The 17,404-nt window shown below is 59.2% G+C and carries 14 protein-coding genes; 6 read left to right on the top strand and 8 right to left on the bottom strand.

The features are described 5' to 3' along the window. Window positions 1-211: 211 nt before the first annotated feature. Window positions 212-1,855 carry an acetolactate synthase large subunit gene (locus CKW21_RS12660; protein ID WP_095194306.1) on the bottom strand — a complete coding sequence of 548 codons (1,644 nt, stop codon included), beginning with the start codon at window positions 1,853-1,855 and terminating at the stop codon, window positions 212-214. Window positions 1,856-2,117: 262 nt separating this feature from the next. On the opposite strand from CKW21_RS12660, the gene CKW21_RS12655 reads away from it, so the two are divergent. Beyond that, window positions 2,118-2,984, top strand: coding sequence for a patatin-like phospholipase family protein (locus tag CKW21_RS12655; protein WP_095194305.1), 867 nt, complete (start codon window positions 2,118-2,120; stop codon window positions 2,982-2,984). A 65-nt stretch (window positions 2,985-3,049) separates the two neighbouring features. Here CKW21_RS12655 and CKW21_RS12650 read toward each other — a convergent pair whose 3' ends face one another. Genes CKW21_RS12650 through CKW21_RS12625 form a run of 6 tightly spaced genes read right to left on the bottom strand, consistent with a single transcriptional unit; the run spans window position 3,050 to window position 8,978 of the window. Beyond that, the gene (locus CKW21_RS12650; protein WP_095194304.1) at window positions 3,050-4,381 is read right to left on the bottom strand and encodes an LLM class flavin-dependent oxidoreductase; all 1,332 of its coding nucleotides are present in this window, start codon (window positions 4,379-4,381) and stop codon (window positions 3,050-3,052) included. 57 nt (window positions 4,382-4,438) lie between these two features. After that, a complete protein-coding gene (locus CKW21_RS12645; protein WP_095194303.1) occupies window positions 4,439-5,203 on the bottom strand; it encodes an ABC transporter ATP-binding protein in 765 nt (254 codons plus the stop codon). Window positions 5,204-5,228: 25 nt separating this feature from the next. Beyond that, the gene (locus CKW21_RS12640) at window positions 5,229-6,014 is read right to left on the bottom strand and encodes an ABC transporter permease (protein WP_095194302.1); all 786 of its coding nucleotides are present in this window, start codon (window positions 6,012-6,014) and stop codon (window positions 5,229-5,231) included. Next, window positions 6,011-6,916 carry an ABC transporter permease gene (locus CKW21_RS12635; RefSeq protein WP_095194301.1) on the bottom strand — a complete coding sequence of 302 codons (906 nt, stop codon included), beginning with the start codon at window positions 6,914-6,916 and terminating at the stop codon, window positions 6,011-6,013. The genes CKW21_RS12640 and CKW21_RS12635 overlap by 4 nt, the downstream gene beginning before the upstream one ends. 4 nt (window positions 6,917-6,920) lie before the next feature. Further along, window positions 6,921-8,030 (bottom strand): ABC transporter substrate-binding protein, encoded by a 1,110-nt coding sequence (locus CKW21_RS12630; protein WP_095194300.1) that lies wholly within the window; start codon window positions 8,028-8,030, stop codon window positions 6,921-6,923. Window positions 8,031-8,066: 36 nt separating this feature from the next. Then, window positions 8,067-8,978 carry a TauD/TfdA family dioxygenase gene (locus tag CKW21_RS12625; protein ID WP_095194299.1) on the bottom strand — a complete coding sequence of 304 codons (912 nt, stop codon included), beginning with the start codon at window positions 8,976-8,978 and terminating at the stop codon, window positions 8,067-8,069. A 381-nt stretch (window positions 8,979-9,359) separates the two neighbouring features. On the opposite strand from CKW21_RS12625, the gene gfa reads away from it, so the two are divergent. The 5 genes from gfa to CKW21_RS12600 all read left to right on the top strand — a co-directional run bounded on the left by gfa (window position 9,360) and on the right by CKW21_RS12600 (window position 16,277). Continuing rightward, entirely contained in the window at window positions 9,360-9,938 is a 579-nt protein-coding gene (gene gfa, locus CKW21_RS12620; RefSeq protein ID WP_095194298.1) for an S-(hydroxymethyl)glutathione synthase, read from the top strand. A 290-nt stretch (window positions 9,939-10,228) separates the two neighbouring features. Next, a complete protein-coding gene (locus CKW21_RS12615) occupies window positions 10,229-11,527 on the top strand; it encodes an exo-alpha-sialidase (RefSeq protein ID WP_095194297.1) in 1,299 nt (432 codons plus the stop codon). Further along, a complete protein-coding gene (locus CKW21_RS12610; RefSeq protein WP_095194296.1) occupies window positions 11,524-12,138 on the top strand; it encodes a hypothetical protein in 615 nt (204 codons plus the stop codon). Before CKW21_RS12615 ends, CKW21_RS12610 begins: the two co-directional genes overlap by 4 nt. Before the next feature lie 34 nt (window positions 12,139-12,172). Then, window positions 12,173-14,209, top strand: coding sequence for an LTA synthase family protein (locus CKW21_RS12605; RefSeq protein ID WP_095194295.1), 2,037 nt, complete (start codon window positions 12,173-12,175; stop codon window positions 14,207-14,209). 355 nt (window positions 14,210-14,564) lie between these two features. Continuing rightward, complete coding sequence (locus CKW21_RS12600; RefSeq protein WP_095194294.1) at window positions 14,565-16,277, top strand: monovalent cation:proton antiporter-2 (CPA2) family protein; 1,713 nt, start codon at window positions 14,565-14,567, stop codon at window positions 16,275-16,277. 482 nt (window positions 16,278-16,759) lie between these two features. Here CKW21_RS12600 and CKW21_RS12595 read toward each other — a convergent pair whose 3' ends face one another. Next, window positions 16,760-17,404, bottom strand: coding sequence for a response regulator transcription factor (locus CKW21_RS12595; RefSeq protein ID WP_170948658.1), 645 nt, complete (start codon window positions 17,402-17,404; stop codon window positions 16,760-16,762).

The following is a 17,404-nucleotide window of genomic DNA, read 5'->3' as shown; positions in this document are numbered from 1 at the left end:
GCCTCGCGTCCTATGCTCAATGGCTACAGTTTCAAATTTACACGATGCTTATGGAGCCGGGGACAAGAGGCCTGAGATTGCGCATTTTTTTGATAGCCACGTCATCCTGCAAACACATCACTGAACAACAAGCCAATCAGTTGCTGAAATCACTTGGTCGAGCGGTACGACGCAGCCGTACCGCTACTTTGACTAAACCAGCCTTGACGGATCAGACCAGCGCGCTTCTTCGCTTGAGCTCAGTGTTGAGAATGAAATCATTCTCCGAATAGTCCACGGGGCAATCGATCACGTGCACGCCCGGTTCGCTGATGCAGCGTTGCAACAGGGGCAGGAAGTCTTCGGCACTTTCCACCCGGTGGCCGTTGGCGCCATAGCTTTGCGCATACATGACGAAATCCGGATTGCCATAGTCCAGGCCGAAATCGGTGAAGCCCATGTTCGACTGTTTCCAGCGGATCATGCCGTAGCCATCGTCGCGCAGGATGATGACCGTCAGGTTCATCTTCAGGCGCACGGCGGTTTCCAGTTCCTGGCTGTTCATCATGAAACCACCGTCGCCGCACACGGCCACCACAGGGCGATCCGGGTAAACCAGATGTGAGGCCATGGCCGATGGCAGGCCTGCGCCCATGGTCGCCAGCGCGTTGTCCAGCAGCACGGTGTTGGGCTTGTGGGCCTTGTAGTTACGCGCGAACCAGATCTTGTAGATACCGTTGTCCAGCGCGACGATGCCTTCGGATGGCAAGGCGCGACGCACATCAGCCACGAAGCGCTGAGGGTAGATCGGGAAGCGGTTGTCGTCCGCGCCCTCGATGATCTGGGCTTCGTTGGCTTCGCGAATCGCCAGCAGGCGGCTGAAGTCCCAATGCTTCTGGGTTTTGAGCGCCTCGCCGATCTGCCACACGGCGTTGGCGATGTCGCCCACCACTTCGATCTGCGGGAAATAAACAGGGTCGACTTCGGCAGAACGGAAGTTGACGTGGATCACCTCGGTTCCGCCACGGACCATGAAGAACGGCGGCTTCTCAATCACGTCGTGACCAATGTTGACGATCAGGTCGGCGGCCTCGACCGCGCGGTGGACGAAGTCGCCGGCAGAGAGTGCGGCGTTGCCGAGAAAGCGTGGGTGGCGTTCATCCACCACGCCCTTGCCCATTTGCGTGGTGACAAACGGAATGCCAGTTTGGTCGATCAGTTGCTTGAGGACCTTGGCGGTCATTTTTCGATTGGCGCCGGCGCCGATCACCAGGATCGGGCTGCGGGCGGTCTTGAGTTTTTCGACGGCACCTTCGATGGACTTGTGCTCGGCCAGGGGGCGACGGACCAGGCTCGGCGGGATCGGCATGCTTTCGGTCTGTTCGGCGGCGATGTCTTCAGGCAGTTCAAGGTGCACGGCCCCGGGTTTTTCTTCTTCAGCCAGGCGAAAAGCTTCGCGCACGCGCGAAGGAATGTTGTCGGCAGACGCCAACTGATGGGTGTACTTGGTCAGCGGCTGCATCATGCCGACGACGTCCAGGATCTGGAAACGGCCCTGCTTGGACTTCTTGATCGGTTTCTGCCCCGTGATCATCAGCATCGGCATGCCGCCGAGGTAGGCGTACGCACCGGCCGTGACCAGGTTGGTCGCGCCGGGGCCGAGCGTCGACAGGCTGACGCCGGTCTTGCCCGTGAGCCGGCCGTAGGTGGCGGCCATGAAACCGGCGGACTGCTCATGGCGGGTCAGTACCAGCTTAATGGTTGATTTTCGCAGGGACTCCAGCAAGTCCAGGTTTTCCTCGCCAGGAATGCCGAATACGAACTCCACGCCCTCGTTTTCCAGGCATTGCACAACGACATCTGCGGCCTTGGCCATTTCTCTACCTCGATATCTTTGGGCGCTCACGCGCGTTTACGATGGTCGATCAAGTGGCCAGCCTGACAGCGCCGGCCGCTACCTGCCCCAGAGGCTGACGCACGCCTGCCGTCGCATCCAATTCCTTTTCGGAATAAGGCCCCCTGCCCCTGCTGTCGATTCAGCACCTCAAGCTGCGCATGCTTTGGGCGCAGTTCCCCGAAAACAGCGCCGGTCGGTCAACTACACTGACTCGACACACGGTGGCACAGGGAATTCGGGCATGGCGACCAAAACTGCAATCGTATTCGCTGGCGGTGGCAGCCTGGGGGCTGTCCAGGTTGGCATGTTGCGGGCCCTGGTCGAGGCCAATGTTCGATTCGACTTGGTGGTGGGGGCTTCGGTGGGCGCCATCAACGGTGCCTACTTTGCCGCAAGACCCGATGCCGAAGGCGTCGAGGCGCTCGCCGGTTTCTGGCGCGGCTTGCGTAAAACGGACATCTTTCCCCTGTCCTGGCTCGATACCTGTAGAGGACTGATCAAGCGCCGGGGTTTTCTGTTGCAGCCGCAAGCCTTGAACCGACTGCTGGGGCAAGCGCTGCCGATCCACCGTATCGAGGACGCGACGCTGCCGCTGTACATCGTCACCACCGACCTGCTCAGCGGTGCCGAGACCGTTCTGTCCACGGGTGAACTCAGCCAGGCGTTACTGGCCAGCGCAGCCATCCCCTTGGTGTTCCCCTGCGTACAAATTGCCGATCAGTTCCTGATTGACGGTGGCGTGGCCAGCAATACGCCGATTTCAACGGCCGTCGCCCTGGGGGCCACCAACGTCGTGGTCGTCCCCACTGGAATGAGTTGCGCCCTGTCACAACCCCCCCGAGGTTTGATCGCCCTGGCCTTGCATACCGTCAACCTGATGAGCATGCGTCAGTTGGTGAGCGACATCGAACACTTCCGCACCCTCACCAGCCTGCACATCGTCCCGCCTTTGTGCCCAGTAGATGTCTCGGTGTTCAACTTTGCCCAGACCGAGTCTCTGTTGCAGCGCGCTTATGAGCAGACCCTCAGGTGGCTGGACCGTGGCGGGCTGGAACGCACCAAGGTTCCGCATTCCCTGATCACCCATTCACATGCCCATGAGCATTGAGGGGCCGCAGCGAGGCTCGCCTCAATCGGCAGGCCTGGCCTCAGGAAGAAAAACCTGAAAGTCGCTCAGGCGGACTTCAGGGCAAAACGCGAAGCCGGGCGATTCAGGCCGTAGTGCTCACGCAGCGTGCTCCCCGCGTATTCATGACGGAACAGGCCGCGCTTGCGCAGGATCGGCAACACTTCATCGAGGAACACTTCAAAGCCCTCGGGGAACGCCGGCGGCATCACGTTGAAACCGTCGGCGGCGCCACTGCGGAACCACTGCTCGATCAGGTCGGCAATCTGCACCGGCGTGCCCACCGGCACCCAATGCCCGCGCGCACCGGCCAGGCGATTGATCAGCTGGCGCAACGTCGGTTTCTCGCGGTCGACGATGTCGATGATCAGCTTGAAGCGGCTGGACTGGCTTTCGCTGCTGTCGAAGTTGATCAGCTGGCGCGGGAATGGTGCATCCAGGTCCTGACCGGACAAGTCCACGCCCAGCATGCGGCGTAACTGACCCAGAGAAATGTGCGGCAGCACCAGTTCGTTGAGCTCGTCGAATTTGCGCTGTGCTTCGGCTTCGGTGCTGCCAATGTACGGGCTGATGCCCGGGAGGATTTTCAGCTGGCGAGGGTCGCGCCCCACCGCCTTCGCCCGGGCACGGATATCGTTGGCGAATTCGGTCGCGCTTTGCAGGGTCTGGTGTGCGGTGAAAATCGCTTCAGCATGCCTGGAGGCGAAATCACGGCCATCTTCGGAAGAACCGGCCTGCACCTGCACCGGTCGCCCCTGAGGCGAGCGTGGCGAGTTGAACGGCCCTTTGACTTTGTAGTGAGCGCCCACGTGGTTGATCGTATGCACCTTATCGTTGTCGGCAAACACCCCGGAGGTCTTGTCCAGCACCAGCGCATCGTCCTCCCAGCTGTCCCACAGGTCACCGACCACCTGCACGAACTCTTCGGCCTGGGCATAGCGGTCATGGGCCGACGGGTGTTGGTCCAGGCCGAAATTGGCGGCGGCGGCGGCCATGGACGTCGTGACAATGTTCCAGCCAGCGCGGCCCTTGCTGAGGTGGTCCAGCGCACTGAACGAACGGGCCAGGTTGTAGGGTTCGCTGTAGGTCGTGCTGGCCGTGGCGATCAGGCCGATGCGTTGGGTCACCGCGGCAATCGCCGCCAGCCAGGTGATGGGTTCGAAACGAATGCGCAAGCCTTCGCGCCCGCTTTCGGCCAGTGACGGCGAATCAGCGAAGAAAATCGCATCCAGCTTTTCGTGTTCAGCGCGTAACGCCAGTTGCTGGTAATAGCCGATATCCATGGAAGATTCCGGCACCGATTGCGGGTGACGCCAGGCGGCTTCGTGATGGCCGTTGGGGTAGATGAAGAGGTTCAGGTTGAGTTGGCGTTCAGACATTTCCGCTCCTTGAAAAAGTGTGTTTGAAAAACAGCAAATCGCGCACGGTGCAGAGGCTCAGTGCAGCTCGGCGAAATCGCTCAGCACATCGTCGCGCAGAGCGATGAAACGGCTGTCACTGCGGTTGCGCGAGCGCGGCAGATCGATGTCGACAATGCGCCGGATCCGGCCGGGGTTGGGCTGCATCACCACCACGCGATCGCCCAGGAATACCGCCTCATCAACATCGTGGGTCACCAGGATCATGGTGATTTTTTCCTTGGCCCAGATGTTTTGCAGTTCGCCCTGCAGGCGTGCACGGGTCAAGGCGTCGAGGGCACCCAGCGGTTCATCCAGTAACAGGATGCTCGGGCGATTGACCAGGCCGCGGGCTATGGCCACGCGTTGCGCCATGCCGCCGGATAGCTGATGCGGGTAGGCATCGGTAAAGTCTTGCAGACCGACCAGTTCGATGTGCTCGCGCACGGTCTCGCGTTTCTGCCCGGGGCTCAGGGGTGAATTCTTCAGCCCGACAGCAACGTTCTGCTCGACGTTGAGCCAGGGAAACAAGCGGTGATCCTGAAACACAATGCCGCGCTCCAGGCCAGTGCCTTCGATGGGTTTGCCATCGAGCAGGATGCGCCCGTCGTATTCTTCGTCCAGGCCAAGAATCAGTCGCAGCAGCGTGGATTTACCGCAACCACTGGCGCCGACGATGCTGATGAACTCGCCAGGTGCGATGTCGAGATGGATGTTGTCGAGTACTTGCAATTGAGTCGAACTGCCCGGTCGGGAAGCGAATCGCTTGCTGATGTTTTGCAGGGTCAGGCTGTTATTGAGCATGTTGCAATCCTTATGAAAGTGCCGATCAACGAGCAGCGATGCCATACAGGCGCTGCATCCGCCGCTCGAGTGTCCGGGCCAGGGCATTGAGGCCCCAGCCCACCAGGCCGATAACCACCATCCCGAACAACACCAGATCCATCATGAAATGTTCGCTACCATCAATGAGCGTATTGCCGATCCCCTCCCCCGATACCAGCAGGTATTCGGCGCCGATGGTCGCCAGCCAGGAATAGACCAGTGCCAGGTAAAGCCCTGTGAATATCGACGGCAAGGCGGCGGGCAACATCACCCCGATGATGGTTTGCCAGCGGGTGAAGCCATACACCCGAGCCACTTCCAACAGATTGGGCGGGACGTTGCGCAAACCGTCGCAAGTATTGACCACCACAGGCACCAGTGCTGCCAATGACAGGAACACCACCTTGGCCACGTCGCCCAGGCCGAACCACACCGAGATCAGCGGGATCCAGGCGAACAAAGAGATTTGCTTGAAGGTATTGAAACTCGGACCAACAAGACGTTCGAAGTACCGCGACAGGCCCAACAGGCAACCCAGTATCAGGCCCAGTGTGGTGCCGATAAAAAAGCCGCTGAGGTTGCGCGCCAGGCTGGCGGAAATGGCCCGCCAGAATTTGCCCGACGCAATTTGATCCCAGGCCGTCGCGGCGACTTTTTCCGGCGAAACGAACAGGCCCGACTGGCTCCAACCCTGGTTCGACGCCAGCCACCACAGGGTGATGGCGGCAATTGGCAAGACCCAACCACGATATCTTCGACTGCCACGACCTACTGCAATGATCGCACTCATGACAAGCGCCCCCCGGCCGCTGCACGACCACGATTCAGGCGCCGCTCCACGTAATCGAAACCGCGGTCTATCGCCAGACCGAGCGCCCCCACCACCACAACGGCCGCCATCACCAGGTCCAGTTGAAACAGCTGGCGCCCATAGACAATCAGGTAACCCAGCCCCTCACTCGAAGCCACCAACTCGACCACGACCAGCGATAACCAGGCTTTGGTGAAGCCCAGGCGCAATCCGGTGAACAGCGTCGGGACGGCTGCCGGCAAGATGATGGAGCTGACGCTTTGTCGACGGCTGAATCCGTAGGCCCGGCCGACTTCCAACAGTCCCTTGGGTGCCTGGTGGAAAGCCTGCAAGGTGCACAGGGTGATCGGCACCATGGCGGCCTTGGCAATCAGCACATACTTGAGCGTTTCGCCGATGCCGAACAGCAGCAAGGCAAACGGCAACCAGCCAAGTACCGGGATCTGCACCAGGGCGTTGAAGGTGGGTAACAGATAATCCTCTACCGTCCTGAAAAGTCCCATGGCCAGCCCCAGCGCCATGCCGATGAAAGCGCCCAAGGTAAATCCGACGACAACCCGTTGCAGGCTGGCGGACGCATTCAGCCAAAGATCACCACTGGTGACCAGGTCCGACAAGGTCTGATAAATGTAGGCCGGCGGTGGCAGCACCTGCTCTGAAAGCCAGCCGCGCTCCACCCCCAGGTACCATAAGCCGAGCAACACCAGCGGCAACAGCCAGGGCAAAGCCTTGTCACCCAGACTCAACGTCCACCTGGACGTGCGAGGCACCTCAACCTTGCGAACCGGGCGGGTCGGTGACGGTGGCAAACGCTTGACGTTGTCGCTCGCGATTGCCGGTGCCGTGTACTGCTCTATCCTGACGGTCTGTGCCCTGGCCATTTGCCTAGCTCCCCTGCTTGCTGGTCGCGGACGCTACTGCATTGCCGGCCGGCTGTTTGCCATCCGGGCCATAGGGCGTCCAGTAGTTCTCGAGGCCCTTGGTTTTCAGGGATTGTTGCAAATAGCGGGTCTCGAACCAGCCATCAATACTAACCGGACGACGGATGAGCTTTTCCTCCTTGGCCTGATCCGCCACGGCCTGATAGCGGCCGAGCAGGAAGTTGTCGACCAGAGGCGAGGCCCGGTCCCTGATGCTGACCCCGGTAAAGTCAGCGCGCAGTGACTCTGCGGGTTCATTACTCTTGGCCCATTCAGCGAAGACCGCATCACGATGGCTGTCCTCCGACGTCCATTTCGCTGCGTCCACCAGGGTATCGACGACCTTTTGCACGTTGTCCGGATGTTCTTTTTCGTAGGCACCGCGAACCACCAAGGCGGTCTGCCGGGTGTAGCGCACATCCTGAGTCGGGTTGTCGTAAATGATGTCGATCAAGCCTTTGTCGCGCAGCTTGAACAGTTCGCGACCGCCGAATGCGGCATCTACCCCATTGGATACCAAGGCTGCCTGAGTGCTTCCGGTGTCGAGGTTGATCACCTTGATATCGCGCTCGGTAAGACCATGCTCCGCCAACAGGTTGATCGTCACCAGATGGCCATTGGTTCCACGGAAGATCGCCACCTTTTTGCCCTTGAGATCCTCGATTTTTTTGAGATCGGATCCTTTGGGAACGGCCAGGTAAAGATTGGCGCGCACCCCCAGTGCGGCCAGCAGTTTGGTGTCCAGTCCGTTGGAGCGCCCGACGACGGCGGGTAGATCGCCCTGGTAGGCGAAGTCGAGTTGCTGGTTTGAAAAGGCTTCGTTTACCGCGGGGCCGGCGCCCTTGAAGAAAAACCACTGCACCTCGGTCCCGGTTCCAGCGAAGGCTTTTTCCAGCAATTGTTGATTGCGCACGATGCCCAGGGGCGAACCACTGAACGTTACCGGGTCACCGCCGCCGGCCGTCGCTACACCAATGCGCAATACATCGGCCTGGGCCAACGGGATTGCAAAAACCGTGGCCAGGGCCGCAGCAATACTGCCCTTGAGAAACAGAGGGATACGTTTGGGTTTCATGTACGAGACTTCCTTGTGGCAATGAGGGTCGAGCTGTCAGGCGGCGAGGTGTTTTTTGTCGGCTTCGGTTTTCGGCGAGCGGGTATCCGGGCTTGGCTTGAGCGCCTGGCTCAGGCGACCGTCCACCCCTACCGGTACATCACCGTCGATGGTGGTTCGGCGCACGATGCGCCGGGCATCGCCGTAGTCGTTGATCGCGATATGTTGCGTGGCGCGGTTATCCCAGATCACCACGTCACCCTCATGCCAGCGCCAGCGCACGGTGTTGTCGACATGGGTTATGCGGTCGTGAAACAGACGAATCAGTTGTTTCGAATCGTTATTGCTGACGCCTTGTATGTGTTTGACAAAGTGCCCCAACAACAAACTTCTTTCACCCGACTCCGGATGCACCCGTACCAAAGGATGTTCGGTCTCGTAGACTTCGGCGGTAAATTGTTCGCGGTAGCGTTTCAAACCCGACTCATCGGTATTACGCGGCGCCGCATAGTCATATAAGTTGGTGTGCAACGCGCGGAGGCCATCTGCAAGTTGTTTCAATGGCTCGGGCAAGTCGGCATAGGCCGCTGCGGTATTAGCCCACACCGTGTCGCCGCCATAAGGTGGAATAACCACACCGCGCAAGATGGATATTTTGGGGTAATTGGCAACAAAGGTCACATCGGTATGCCAGGAGTTGGCGCGGGTTTCCTTGGCGTCCAGGTGCAGGATAGCGGCACTTTTTTCGGCGGAACGCACGGTCGGATGCGGCACCTGGTCACCGAAACGCCGGGAAAAAGCTTCGTGCTCGGCGTCGTCCAAGTGTTGGTCGCGAAAGAACAGGACTTTATATTTCAGAAGTGCCTGGTTAATGAATTCGAATGTTTCATCACTGATGTTCCCACCCAGCTTGACTCCCTCCAGTTGCGCACCAATACGACCAGCGACGGGTTTGATTTGAATGGTCATCGAGTTACCTCCTGTCTCACGAGTTGTTGTGGGACAGATCATAAAGACATAAAACACCCCATGACTAATCATCATTTCGTATAAAGATATAAGTGCGCTCCGTATAACTAAGCCGTCGTAAAAAACGGAGAAGCGTTATAAGGCTGCGGTTATTAGCTCATAACTAATTAACCAACATAAACGAAATTATGGAGCTGGCGTTCCAACTAACAGTGGCCTGACGCGCTCCCTTACCGGTTGTCGAGATTCAGGCGTTCTCGGGTGACGTGGAATATTCTGATGATGGCCCGTGAACATGAGCCGGTATCGGTTCGGATCAGCGACTGCCCTGGGTACACCGCCGGCTCTTTTTGTCTGAAGCACTGAAAAGGAGAAGCCAGCATGAACACCATGAAACTTCACCCTGCACTGGACAATGGCATCCAACCCGCCGCCGCCAATTTCACAGGTGGCACCCTGCAATGCCTGTGTGCAACCGACAAGGTCGAAGTCAGGATCGACGCGCAAACCGTGCACAACCACGCGTGCGGCTGCAGCAAATGCTGGAAACCGCAAAATGCGTTATTCGCGGTCATTGCCGCTGTACCTCGCAATAAGGTCAGCATTATTGCCCACGGCGAAAAACTGGCGATTGTCGACGAAGCCGCCACCGTCCAACGCCATGCCTGCAAGCAGTGCCACGCCCATCTCTTCGGGCGTATCGAAAACAAGGACCATGCGTTATATGGCCTGGACTTCATTCACACCGAACTCTCTCCCCAGAAGGGATGGTCTGCACCAGGCTTCGCGGGGTTCGTGTCTTCCTTGATCGAAACCGGTACGCCACCGGCGCAAATGAAGGCTATCCGTGAGCGCCTGCGCTCGATCGGCCTGGAGCCCTATGATTGCCTGTCCCCGGATCTGATGGACGCACTGGCGACTCATGTCGCCAAACAGAAAGGCCTGCTCCCCGCCGCCTGATTGATCGGTCGCCGCGGTTTCCTGGCCCGGACCGCGGCACCGGTTCACCGCCCATGAGGAAAGGAACAGCATGATCAAAGGTCGTCGAGACGAGGTTTTCGATCAACGGATGGGGCGCTCAACCCTGCCACAAGCTATTGATATAAAAGAAAATAGAACATCAACCAGAGAGCTGATAACGCCAAAAACACATTTGCTTACAAAGCACCAGCTCGCTAAACACCGAGTTAGTAACTACAAGTGATAGGTTACGCTGCCTTACCTGACCAAGAGATGCACAGCCTTACATTATGCGCATCCACCTACCCAGCCTCCCTGCATTCGGGGCTTACCTTGCCCTTACTTGCCTGTTCGCGACCGCATGGCTCACCCACCCCGCACCAGTGCACTCATCCTTTGCCCTGATGAGTCCGACCCGGGCCGTGGCTGATCAAGTCGCCAAACCCATTTACACCAGTCGATTTGCCTCATCCGGCCTGGTGGATTTCGTACATTCCTCGGCAGTCACCGCCTTGCCTGACGGCAGCCTGATGGCAGTCTGGTTCGCCGGCACACGCGAAGGCGCGGCCGACGTGCAGGTGCGCTCTGCCCGCTTCGACGCGAAAACCGGCGAATGGGGGGCGGAACAGGTTCTGGCGACTCGGGATTCGACCCAACAGGGCACTCGCAAATACATCCGCAAATTGGGCAACCCGGTCGTTGCGCTCGCACCGGACAACCGCCTCTGGTTGTTCTACGTGTCAGTGTCCATGGGTGGCTGGGCCGGCAGTGCGGTCAATGTGATGGTCTCCGACGACTATGGTCGCCAGTGGTCCGAACCACGCCAGTTGGTCACCTCCCCGTTTCTGAATATCAGCACCCTGGTACGTTCGGCCCCGGTGTTCCATGCCGACGGCTCCATCGGTTTGCCGGTCTACCACGAATTCCTGGGCAAGTTTTCCGAGTACCTGTACCTGAGCGCTGACGGTGATGTGATCGATAAATACCGCATCAGCCGCGGCAATAACTCATTGCAACCCACGGTCGTTCCGCTGGATGGCCAGCGTGGCATCGCCTTGCTGCGCTATGCCGGCGATACCCACCACCGTGTCCTGGCGACCCGTACCGAAGACGCCGGGCAAACCTGGAGCGAACCTTATCCGCTCGACCCCTCGAACCCGAACTCCTCGTTGGCGGCCATCGCGACACCCGAACATGGGTTGTTGGTGGCGCTCAATGATTTACAGGAGGGGCGCTTCAAACTGAGTCTTTATGGTACCGATGCAAAAATGGACGATTGGCGCTCGCTGCGCGACCTCGACAAGTCTCCTGATCCTGAGGGCGATACGTTTTCGCCCGAGGCCTACAAGGAAATCATCGGTAGAGAATTCCGCGGATCCAGCGGCGCACTTCGCCAACCGCTGGAGGCCCAGTTCCTGAACAACCTCGACAACCGGGTCTGCAAGGCGCAAGGCTGCGTTTTCGAATATGAATACCCCTACTTCATTCGAAGTCCCGACGGTTTGTATCACCTGGTTTATTCCTGGAATAACACCTTCATCAAGCACGTCACCTTCAACGATGCGTGGCTGTCGGAGCGTGCCAAATGATCAACCTGTGGCAAGCCCATATCAGCTTCGCAATGATCATCTTCCTGTTGCTGCCGTCCTTTGGCTTGAAGAGGACCGCCCGGATCGGGCTATTGCTCGCCTTGCTGGCAGTCAGCTTCATACCGCTGGATGGCTTGTCGTTGGCCGCGTACTTGCGCAGCCACATTGATGACCTTGCCGTCACGACCCTGGTTTTCATGGCGTGGGGCTGTTTGCGTCGACTGGATTTCCTGCCGGCTGCGAAGCCAGGCACAACCACCGTACTGATTGTCTTCGCCGCCATGGCGCTGGTGCTCTATCCCGCAACGCTGGGGTTGACTTACCTGGACCCCTATCGGTTCGGTTTCAGTCCACGCCCGATGCTGATCTTCGTCGGACTGCTCACGGCAGGCCTGTTTTATCTGCGCAGTTATTTGGCCGTCGTGATGCTGGCTACTGCGACCCTGGCCTTCATCGGCGGGATAAAACCGTCACATAACTATTGGGACTACCTGGTCGATCCGCTGCTGGGCCTGTACTGCTGCTCGGCATTGCTGATGCTGGCGGTGCGCGGTATGCATGGCCGGCGAAACCCATCGCGTGGCTCAGTGGAAGACTCCAGGTCCGCTTGAGATTCAACGACAATTTTTTAACAGGGGTACATGGATGCGTTGGCTGCAATCGAGACGTTTGCATTACTGGCTAGGCGCAACAGCGATTGCGTTCGTGCTGTTTGCGTTACTGCGGGTAGTGTTCTTTTTCGGCTTTTCCGGTTTCGACGCCAGCGCGTTGAGCGCAGAAGATGCCGTTCTGGAAACCCTGGGCATCGGCTTTCGCTTCGATCTGCGCCTGGCCATCCTGGTCATGCTGCCACTGGCGTTGCTGGCCTGGATTCCGCGCTGGAATCTGGTGAGTAGCCGCCTGCTTCGCCGATTGGGACGCGTGTATGTGTCGGCCGCCATCGGCGCCCTGCTCCTGATCTATATCGTCGATTTTGGCCATTACGCCTATCTGGGTGTAAGGATCAACGCCACCGTCCTGCGCTTCATCGAAGACGCGCAAATATCCCGTGACATGGTCTGGCAGACCTACCCGGTCATCTGGATTTCTCTGGGCTGGCTGGCGACGGTCGCACTGGTGACGCTGGTCCTGGTGCGCCTGGAACGCCTGACGCTGGACCGCGCCCGCAAAGCCATCCACCCGCTCTCCGTCACCTGGGGCAGCACGCTGATGGTCGTGTTGGTGCTGCTGGGTATCCTGGGGCGCGTCGAGAACATGAACCTTGAAAACCCGGTGCCATTGCGCTGGAGCGATGCGTTCTTCTCCGGCAATAACCAGGTCGCGGCACTGGGCCTGAACCCGGTGATTTTCTTCTACGACACGGTCAAGGTCGGCCAGTCGCGCTATGACGAAGCGCAGGTGCGTGAGCACTATGCCGTGATCTCCAAATACCTGGGGGTCGACCAGCCCGACCCGCAAACCCTGAATTTCGTCCGTCACCAGGCGCCACAGCCCTACAAGGTATCGGGCACACGGGCGCCGAACGTGATGTTTGTGATGCTTGAATCGCTGGGCACCAGTGCCGTCGGGGCCTATGGCAACCCGCTCAATCCGACGCCCAATATCGACCGCCTGGCCACGCAGAGCTGGTTCTTCGAGCACTTCTATGTGCCGGTCACCGGCACCGCGAAAACCGTTTGGGCCAGCATCAGCGGGGTTCCGGACGTCACCCGCCAGGAAACCGCGACGCGTAATCCGTTGATCACCAAGCAACACACACTGATCAATGCGTTCACCGATTACGAGAAGATCTACACCATCGGCGGCAACTCCGGTTGGGCCAACATGAACGCCTTGATCCGTCAAAGCATCGACGGGGTCCGCTTGTACGAAGAGCGGGACTGGCAAGCCCCGGTGGTGGATGTCTGGGGAATTTCGGATCTGGATCTGTTCAAGGAAACCGACAAGATCCTGCAAGCCCTGCCCAAGGACAAACCGTTCTTTGCCTATGTGCAGACGGCCGGCAACCATCGTCCCTTCACAATTCCCAAGACCAATGACGGATTCGAGGTCAAGCACCCTACCCTGGCTGAAGTCCAGGCCGCGGGATCGCGCAGTGTCGAGCAGTACAACGCTGTGCGCCTGCTGGACTTCAACATCGGACGCCTGATGGAAATTGCCAAGGAAGGTGGTTGGTACGACAACACCATTTTCGTGCTGTTTGGCGACCATAACACCCGTATCGCCCAGATCCCTTTCCTGGCACCGGCTTATGAACAACTGGGCCTGGAAAGTAACGCGGTGCCGATGATCATCCACGCACCGGGCCTGCTCGGCACGCGGACCGTCAAGGAAGCCGTCGGCCTGGTGGACTTGCTGCCGACCGTGGCCGGCATGGCCGGCGTTGAGTTTCGCAACAGCGGCCTGGGGCGTGATATCCAGCAACCTGCGCCCGAGGGTGAGCGCGTAGTGCCATTGGTGCTGCGTGAAGGCACCTTCCCGTTGATTGCGGGCGTCACCCAGCACTACATGGTGCAGATGGAGCACGACGGCAGCTCGCCGACACTGCACGACCTGGCCTCGCCGACACCGCTGGACAACGTGGCCCAGCAAAACCCTGAAGAGTTCAAGCGCCTGGTTGAACTGACCCGGGGCATGCATGAAACGTCGAGATTGATGCTGTACCAGAACGTACGCAAGTAACCCTGTCGGGGCCGGACGACCGTACCGGCCCCGATTGCTCGCCCCCTCCGCTTTTGCAATTCCTTACTCTGTCTGACTAATCCCTGTGGCGAGCGAGCTGGCTCCGGGCGGCGTTCCGACGTTGGGCTACGTAGCGGCCCCAAAATCCAACCATCATCGCGATTTTTGTGAGTGCTGCGCACTCAAACGGGAGCGAGCTCCCTCGCCACAGATTTCTCACATATTCAAGACCCGCATACTGAACAACATTGCCCGGAAGGTACGCTTCCCTTCGCGACAGCCCGCGCCCGTCGGTCGAGTGTTCCAGTGCAAGCTACAATTGCTCACCTGCACACTAGAGCGTCACGGAGCGACCATGTTCGCCAGCCTGTTGGTCATCTTCACCTCATCCCTGGTCGTCATTGCCCTGTTCCATCGCTTGCGCTTGCCGCCGGTGCTGGGCTATCTGTGCGTGGGGCTGATGGTCGGACCGATGGCCTTCGACTGGGTAAAAGACAGCGATGCGTTGCCCCTGATTGCCGAAATGGGCGTGGTGTTTCTGCTGTTTTCCCTGGGGCTGGAATTTTCACTGTCGAAGATGATTGCGCTGCGCCGGGTGGTGTTCGGCTTGGGCACCTTGCAAGTGGTGGTATCCGGGGCAGTGTTGGGCGCCTTGTTGATGCTGGCAGGCGTGCCTACGGCGGCGGCGTTTTTACTCGGTGGTGGCCTGGCCCTTTCCTCTACCGCCATTGTCAGCAAGGAACTGGGGAGTCTCGGCGAAATTTTCAGCAGCCATGGCCAGAACGCTATCGGTGTGCTGTTGTTCCAGGACGTCGTGGCCGTGTTACTGCTGACGCTGGTCCCGGTCTTCGCCGGCACCAGCGATCAAGCCTGGTACTGGGCGCTTCCCCTGACGCTGGGTAAAACGTTGGTGCTGTTCGCAGGGCTGTCCCTGCTCAGTCGCTGGGTGTTGCCCCATTTGTTTCATGAGGTGGCGGCCTCGCGTTCCGCCGAACTGTTCGTATTGCTGGCACTGGTAATCGTGCTGCTGACTGCGGGGCTGACACACCTGATCGGTCTCTCCCCTGCCCTTGGCGCCTTTCTCGCCGGCATGTTGCTGGGGGAAAGCCATTACCGGCATCAGATCGAGGCCGATATTCGCCCGTTTCGCGACATCCTGCTGGGCGTGTTCTTCGTCAGTATCGGCATGTTGATCGACTTGCGCCTGTTTGCCAGCCACGGCGTGCTGATCCTCGGACTGACCCTGGGGCTGTTGCTGATCAAGGCCGGCGTGGTCGCACTGTTGGTCAAGTGGCGTGGCAGTGACAATGAAACCGCCTGGCGCAGCGGCCTGGCCCTGGCGCAGGGCGGCGAGTTCTGTTTTGCATTGATGACGCAGATGCAGCAGAACAATCTGATGCCGGCGGATCTTGGCGGATTGTTGCTCGCCGCGACCTTCTGCTCGATGCTGGTCACACCGTCGCTGCTGCGCATGGCCCCTCGCATCGCCGCACACTTGCACCGCAAGCCCAACGAAGAAGCCAGACTTGAGGAAATCAGTGCGCTCAACGCGCAGGCAAAAAAGCATGTGGTGATTTGTGGTTATGGTCGCGTCGGGCAATCCATCGGGCGATTCCTGCGCAACGCCCAGCAGACTTACGTCGCGCTGGACAGCGACCCGGTGAGGGTCCAGGAAGCGGCAGTCGCGGAAAGTACCGTGCACTACGGTGATTCACAGCGTGCAGACCTGCTGTCCGCCGTCGGGCTGGAGCGTGCCAGCCTGCTGGTCATCGCCGTCGACAATACCGGCACCGCCCTGCAAATCCTGCTGGCGGCACGCCGAATCAACCCGAGCGTACCTATCCTGGTACGCACACGGGACGATGATCAGGGGCCGGAGTTGAAAGCAGCCGGCGCCAGCGAGGTAGTGCCCGAACTCATGGAATCCAGCTTGATGCTTGCCTCGCATGCGCTGATTCTACTCGGCTTTCCTCAACAGGAGGTGCAGGAGCGGGTCGACAGGATCCGCAGTGACCGCTATCAACTGCTGCACGGTTTTTATCCCGGCGCCGAGGATGAGGAGTCCTGATTCCGGTCACGCCTCAATAACTGTGGGAGCGAGCCTGCTCGCGAAAGCGGTGTGTCTGACGATATCTCTGCTGAATGTGCCGCCCTCTTCGCGGGCAAGCCACGCTCCCACCGAGGATCAAAAACTGTGGGAGCGAGCCTGCTCGCGAAAGCGGTGTGCCTGACGACATCTCTGCTGAATGTGCCGCCCTCTTCGCGGGCAAGCCACGCTCCCACCGAGGATCAAAAACTGTGGGAGCGAGCCTGCTCGCGAAAGCGGTGTGCCTGACGACATCTCTGCTGAATGTGCCGCCCTCTTCGCGGGCAAGCCACGCTCCCACCGAGGATCAAAAACTGTGGGAGCGAGCCTGCTCGCGAAAGCGGTGTGTCTGACGATATCTCTGCTGAATGTGCCAGTATCTTCGCGAACTGGCTCTCTCCCACAAGGGGTTTACAACGGCCGCAAGTTTGGTGCCATCGAAGATCAGAAACCTGTTACCCCGCTCAACCCTTGTGCCCTACCCCCAGTGCCTCTGCCATTCGAACCAGGTCAGCAAAGGTCTTGGCGTGCATTTTTTTCATGGCATGGGCGCGGTGAATTTTCACGGTGATTTCGCTGATGCTCATCTGTCCGGCAATCTGCTTGTTCATCAGGCCTTTGACGGCAAGCGCCATCACCTCTCGTTCACGAACGGTCAGTGATTGGTAATGGTCGTGCAAGTCTGCAAGCTGTCGCTCGACTTCCCGGCGCTTGATATCCGTGGCAAGCGCGGCGGACACCGCGTCCAGAAGGTCCTGTTCACGGAACGGCTTGGCCAGGAAGTCCACGGCACCGGCTTTCATCGCCTTGACGGACATCTCGATGTCCCCGTGGCCGGTAATGATGATGATTGGAATATGGGTGTTCGACTCAACCAACTGCCGTTGGAAGTCCAGGCCGCTGTTACCCTGAAGCCGTACGTCCAGCACCAGGCAACTGGCGCCCTCGGTCTTCGGTTGCCGGACAAATTCCGCGGTGGAGGCGAACGTCTCGACGTTGATGCCCGCAGAGCGCAACAGGTTGCTCAACGCTTCGCGAATGGAGACATCGTCATCCACCACGAACACCATGGAACCCTTGCTTTGCAGCTCATTGACCGGAGCGTTCAT

It is taken from the genome of Pseudomonas sp. Irchel 3A7 (genome assembly GCF_900187565.1).
Lineage (GTDB): Bacteria > Pseudomonadota > Gammaproteobacteria > Pseudomonadales > Pseudomonadaceae > Aquipseudomonas.
The sequence above is the reverse complement of the archived record's forward strand: the minus strand, read 5'-3'. Positions and strand labels throughout refer to the sequence as shown.

Coding starts and splice junctions, on each gene's coding strand:
- CKW21_RS12625 (WP_095194299.1), bottom strand. CDS start 8,978: ATGACCATTCAAATCAAACCCGTCGCTGGTCGTATTGGTGCGCAACTG.
- CKW21_RS12600 (WP_095194294.1), top strand. CDS start 14,565: ATGTTCGCCAGCCTGTTGGTCATCTTCACCTCATCCCTGGTCGTCATT.
- CKW21_RS12595 (WP_170948658.1), bottom strand. CDS start 17,404: ATGAACGCTCCGGTCAATGAGCTGCAAAGCAAGGGTTCCATGGTGTTC.
- gfa (WP_095194298.1), top strand. CDS start 9,360: ATGAACACCATGAAACTTCACCCTGCACTGGACAATGGCATCCAACCC.
- CKW21_RS12650 (WP_095194304.1), bottom strand. CDS start 4,381: ATGTCTGAACGCCAACTCAACCTGAACCTCTTCATCTACCCCAACGGC.
- CKW21_RS12635 (WP_095194301.1), bottom strand. CDS start 6,916: ATGGCCAGGGCACAGACCGTCAGGATAGAGCAGTACACGGCACCGGCA.
- CKW21_RS12630 (WP_095194300.1), bottom strand. CDS start 8,030: ATGAAACCCAAACGTATCCCTCTGTTTCTCAAGGGCAGTATTGCTGCG.
- CKW21_RS12640 (WP_095194302.1), bottom strand. CDS start 6,014: ATGAGTGCGATCATTGCAGTAGGTCGTGGCAGTCGAAGATATCGTGGT.
- CKW21_RS12655 (WP_095194305.1), top strand. CDS start 2,118: ATGGCGACCAAAACTGCAATCGTATTCGCTGGCGGTGGCAGCCTGGGG.
- CKW21_RS12605 (WP_095194295.1), top strand. CDS start 12,173: ATGCGTTGGCTGCAATCGAGACGTTTGCATTACTGGCTAGGCGCAACA.
- CKW21_RS12645 (WP_095194303.1), bottom strand. CDS start 5,203: ATGCTCAATAACAGCCTGACCCTGCAAAACATCAGCAAGCGATTCGCT.
- CKW21_RS12615 (WP_095194297.1), top strand. CDS start 10,229: ATGCGCATCCACCTACCCAGCCTCCCTGCATTCGGGGCTTACCTTGCC.
- CKW21_RS12610 (WP_095194296.1), top strand. CDS start 11,524: ATGATCAACCTGTGGCAAGCCCATATCAGCTTCGCAATGATCATCTTC.
- CKW21_RS12660 (WP_095194306.1), bottom strand. CDS start 1,855: ATGGCCAAGGCCGCAGATGTCGTTGTGCAATGCCTGGAAAACGAGGGC.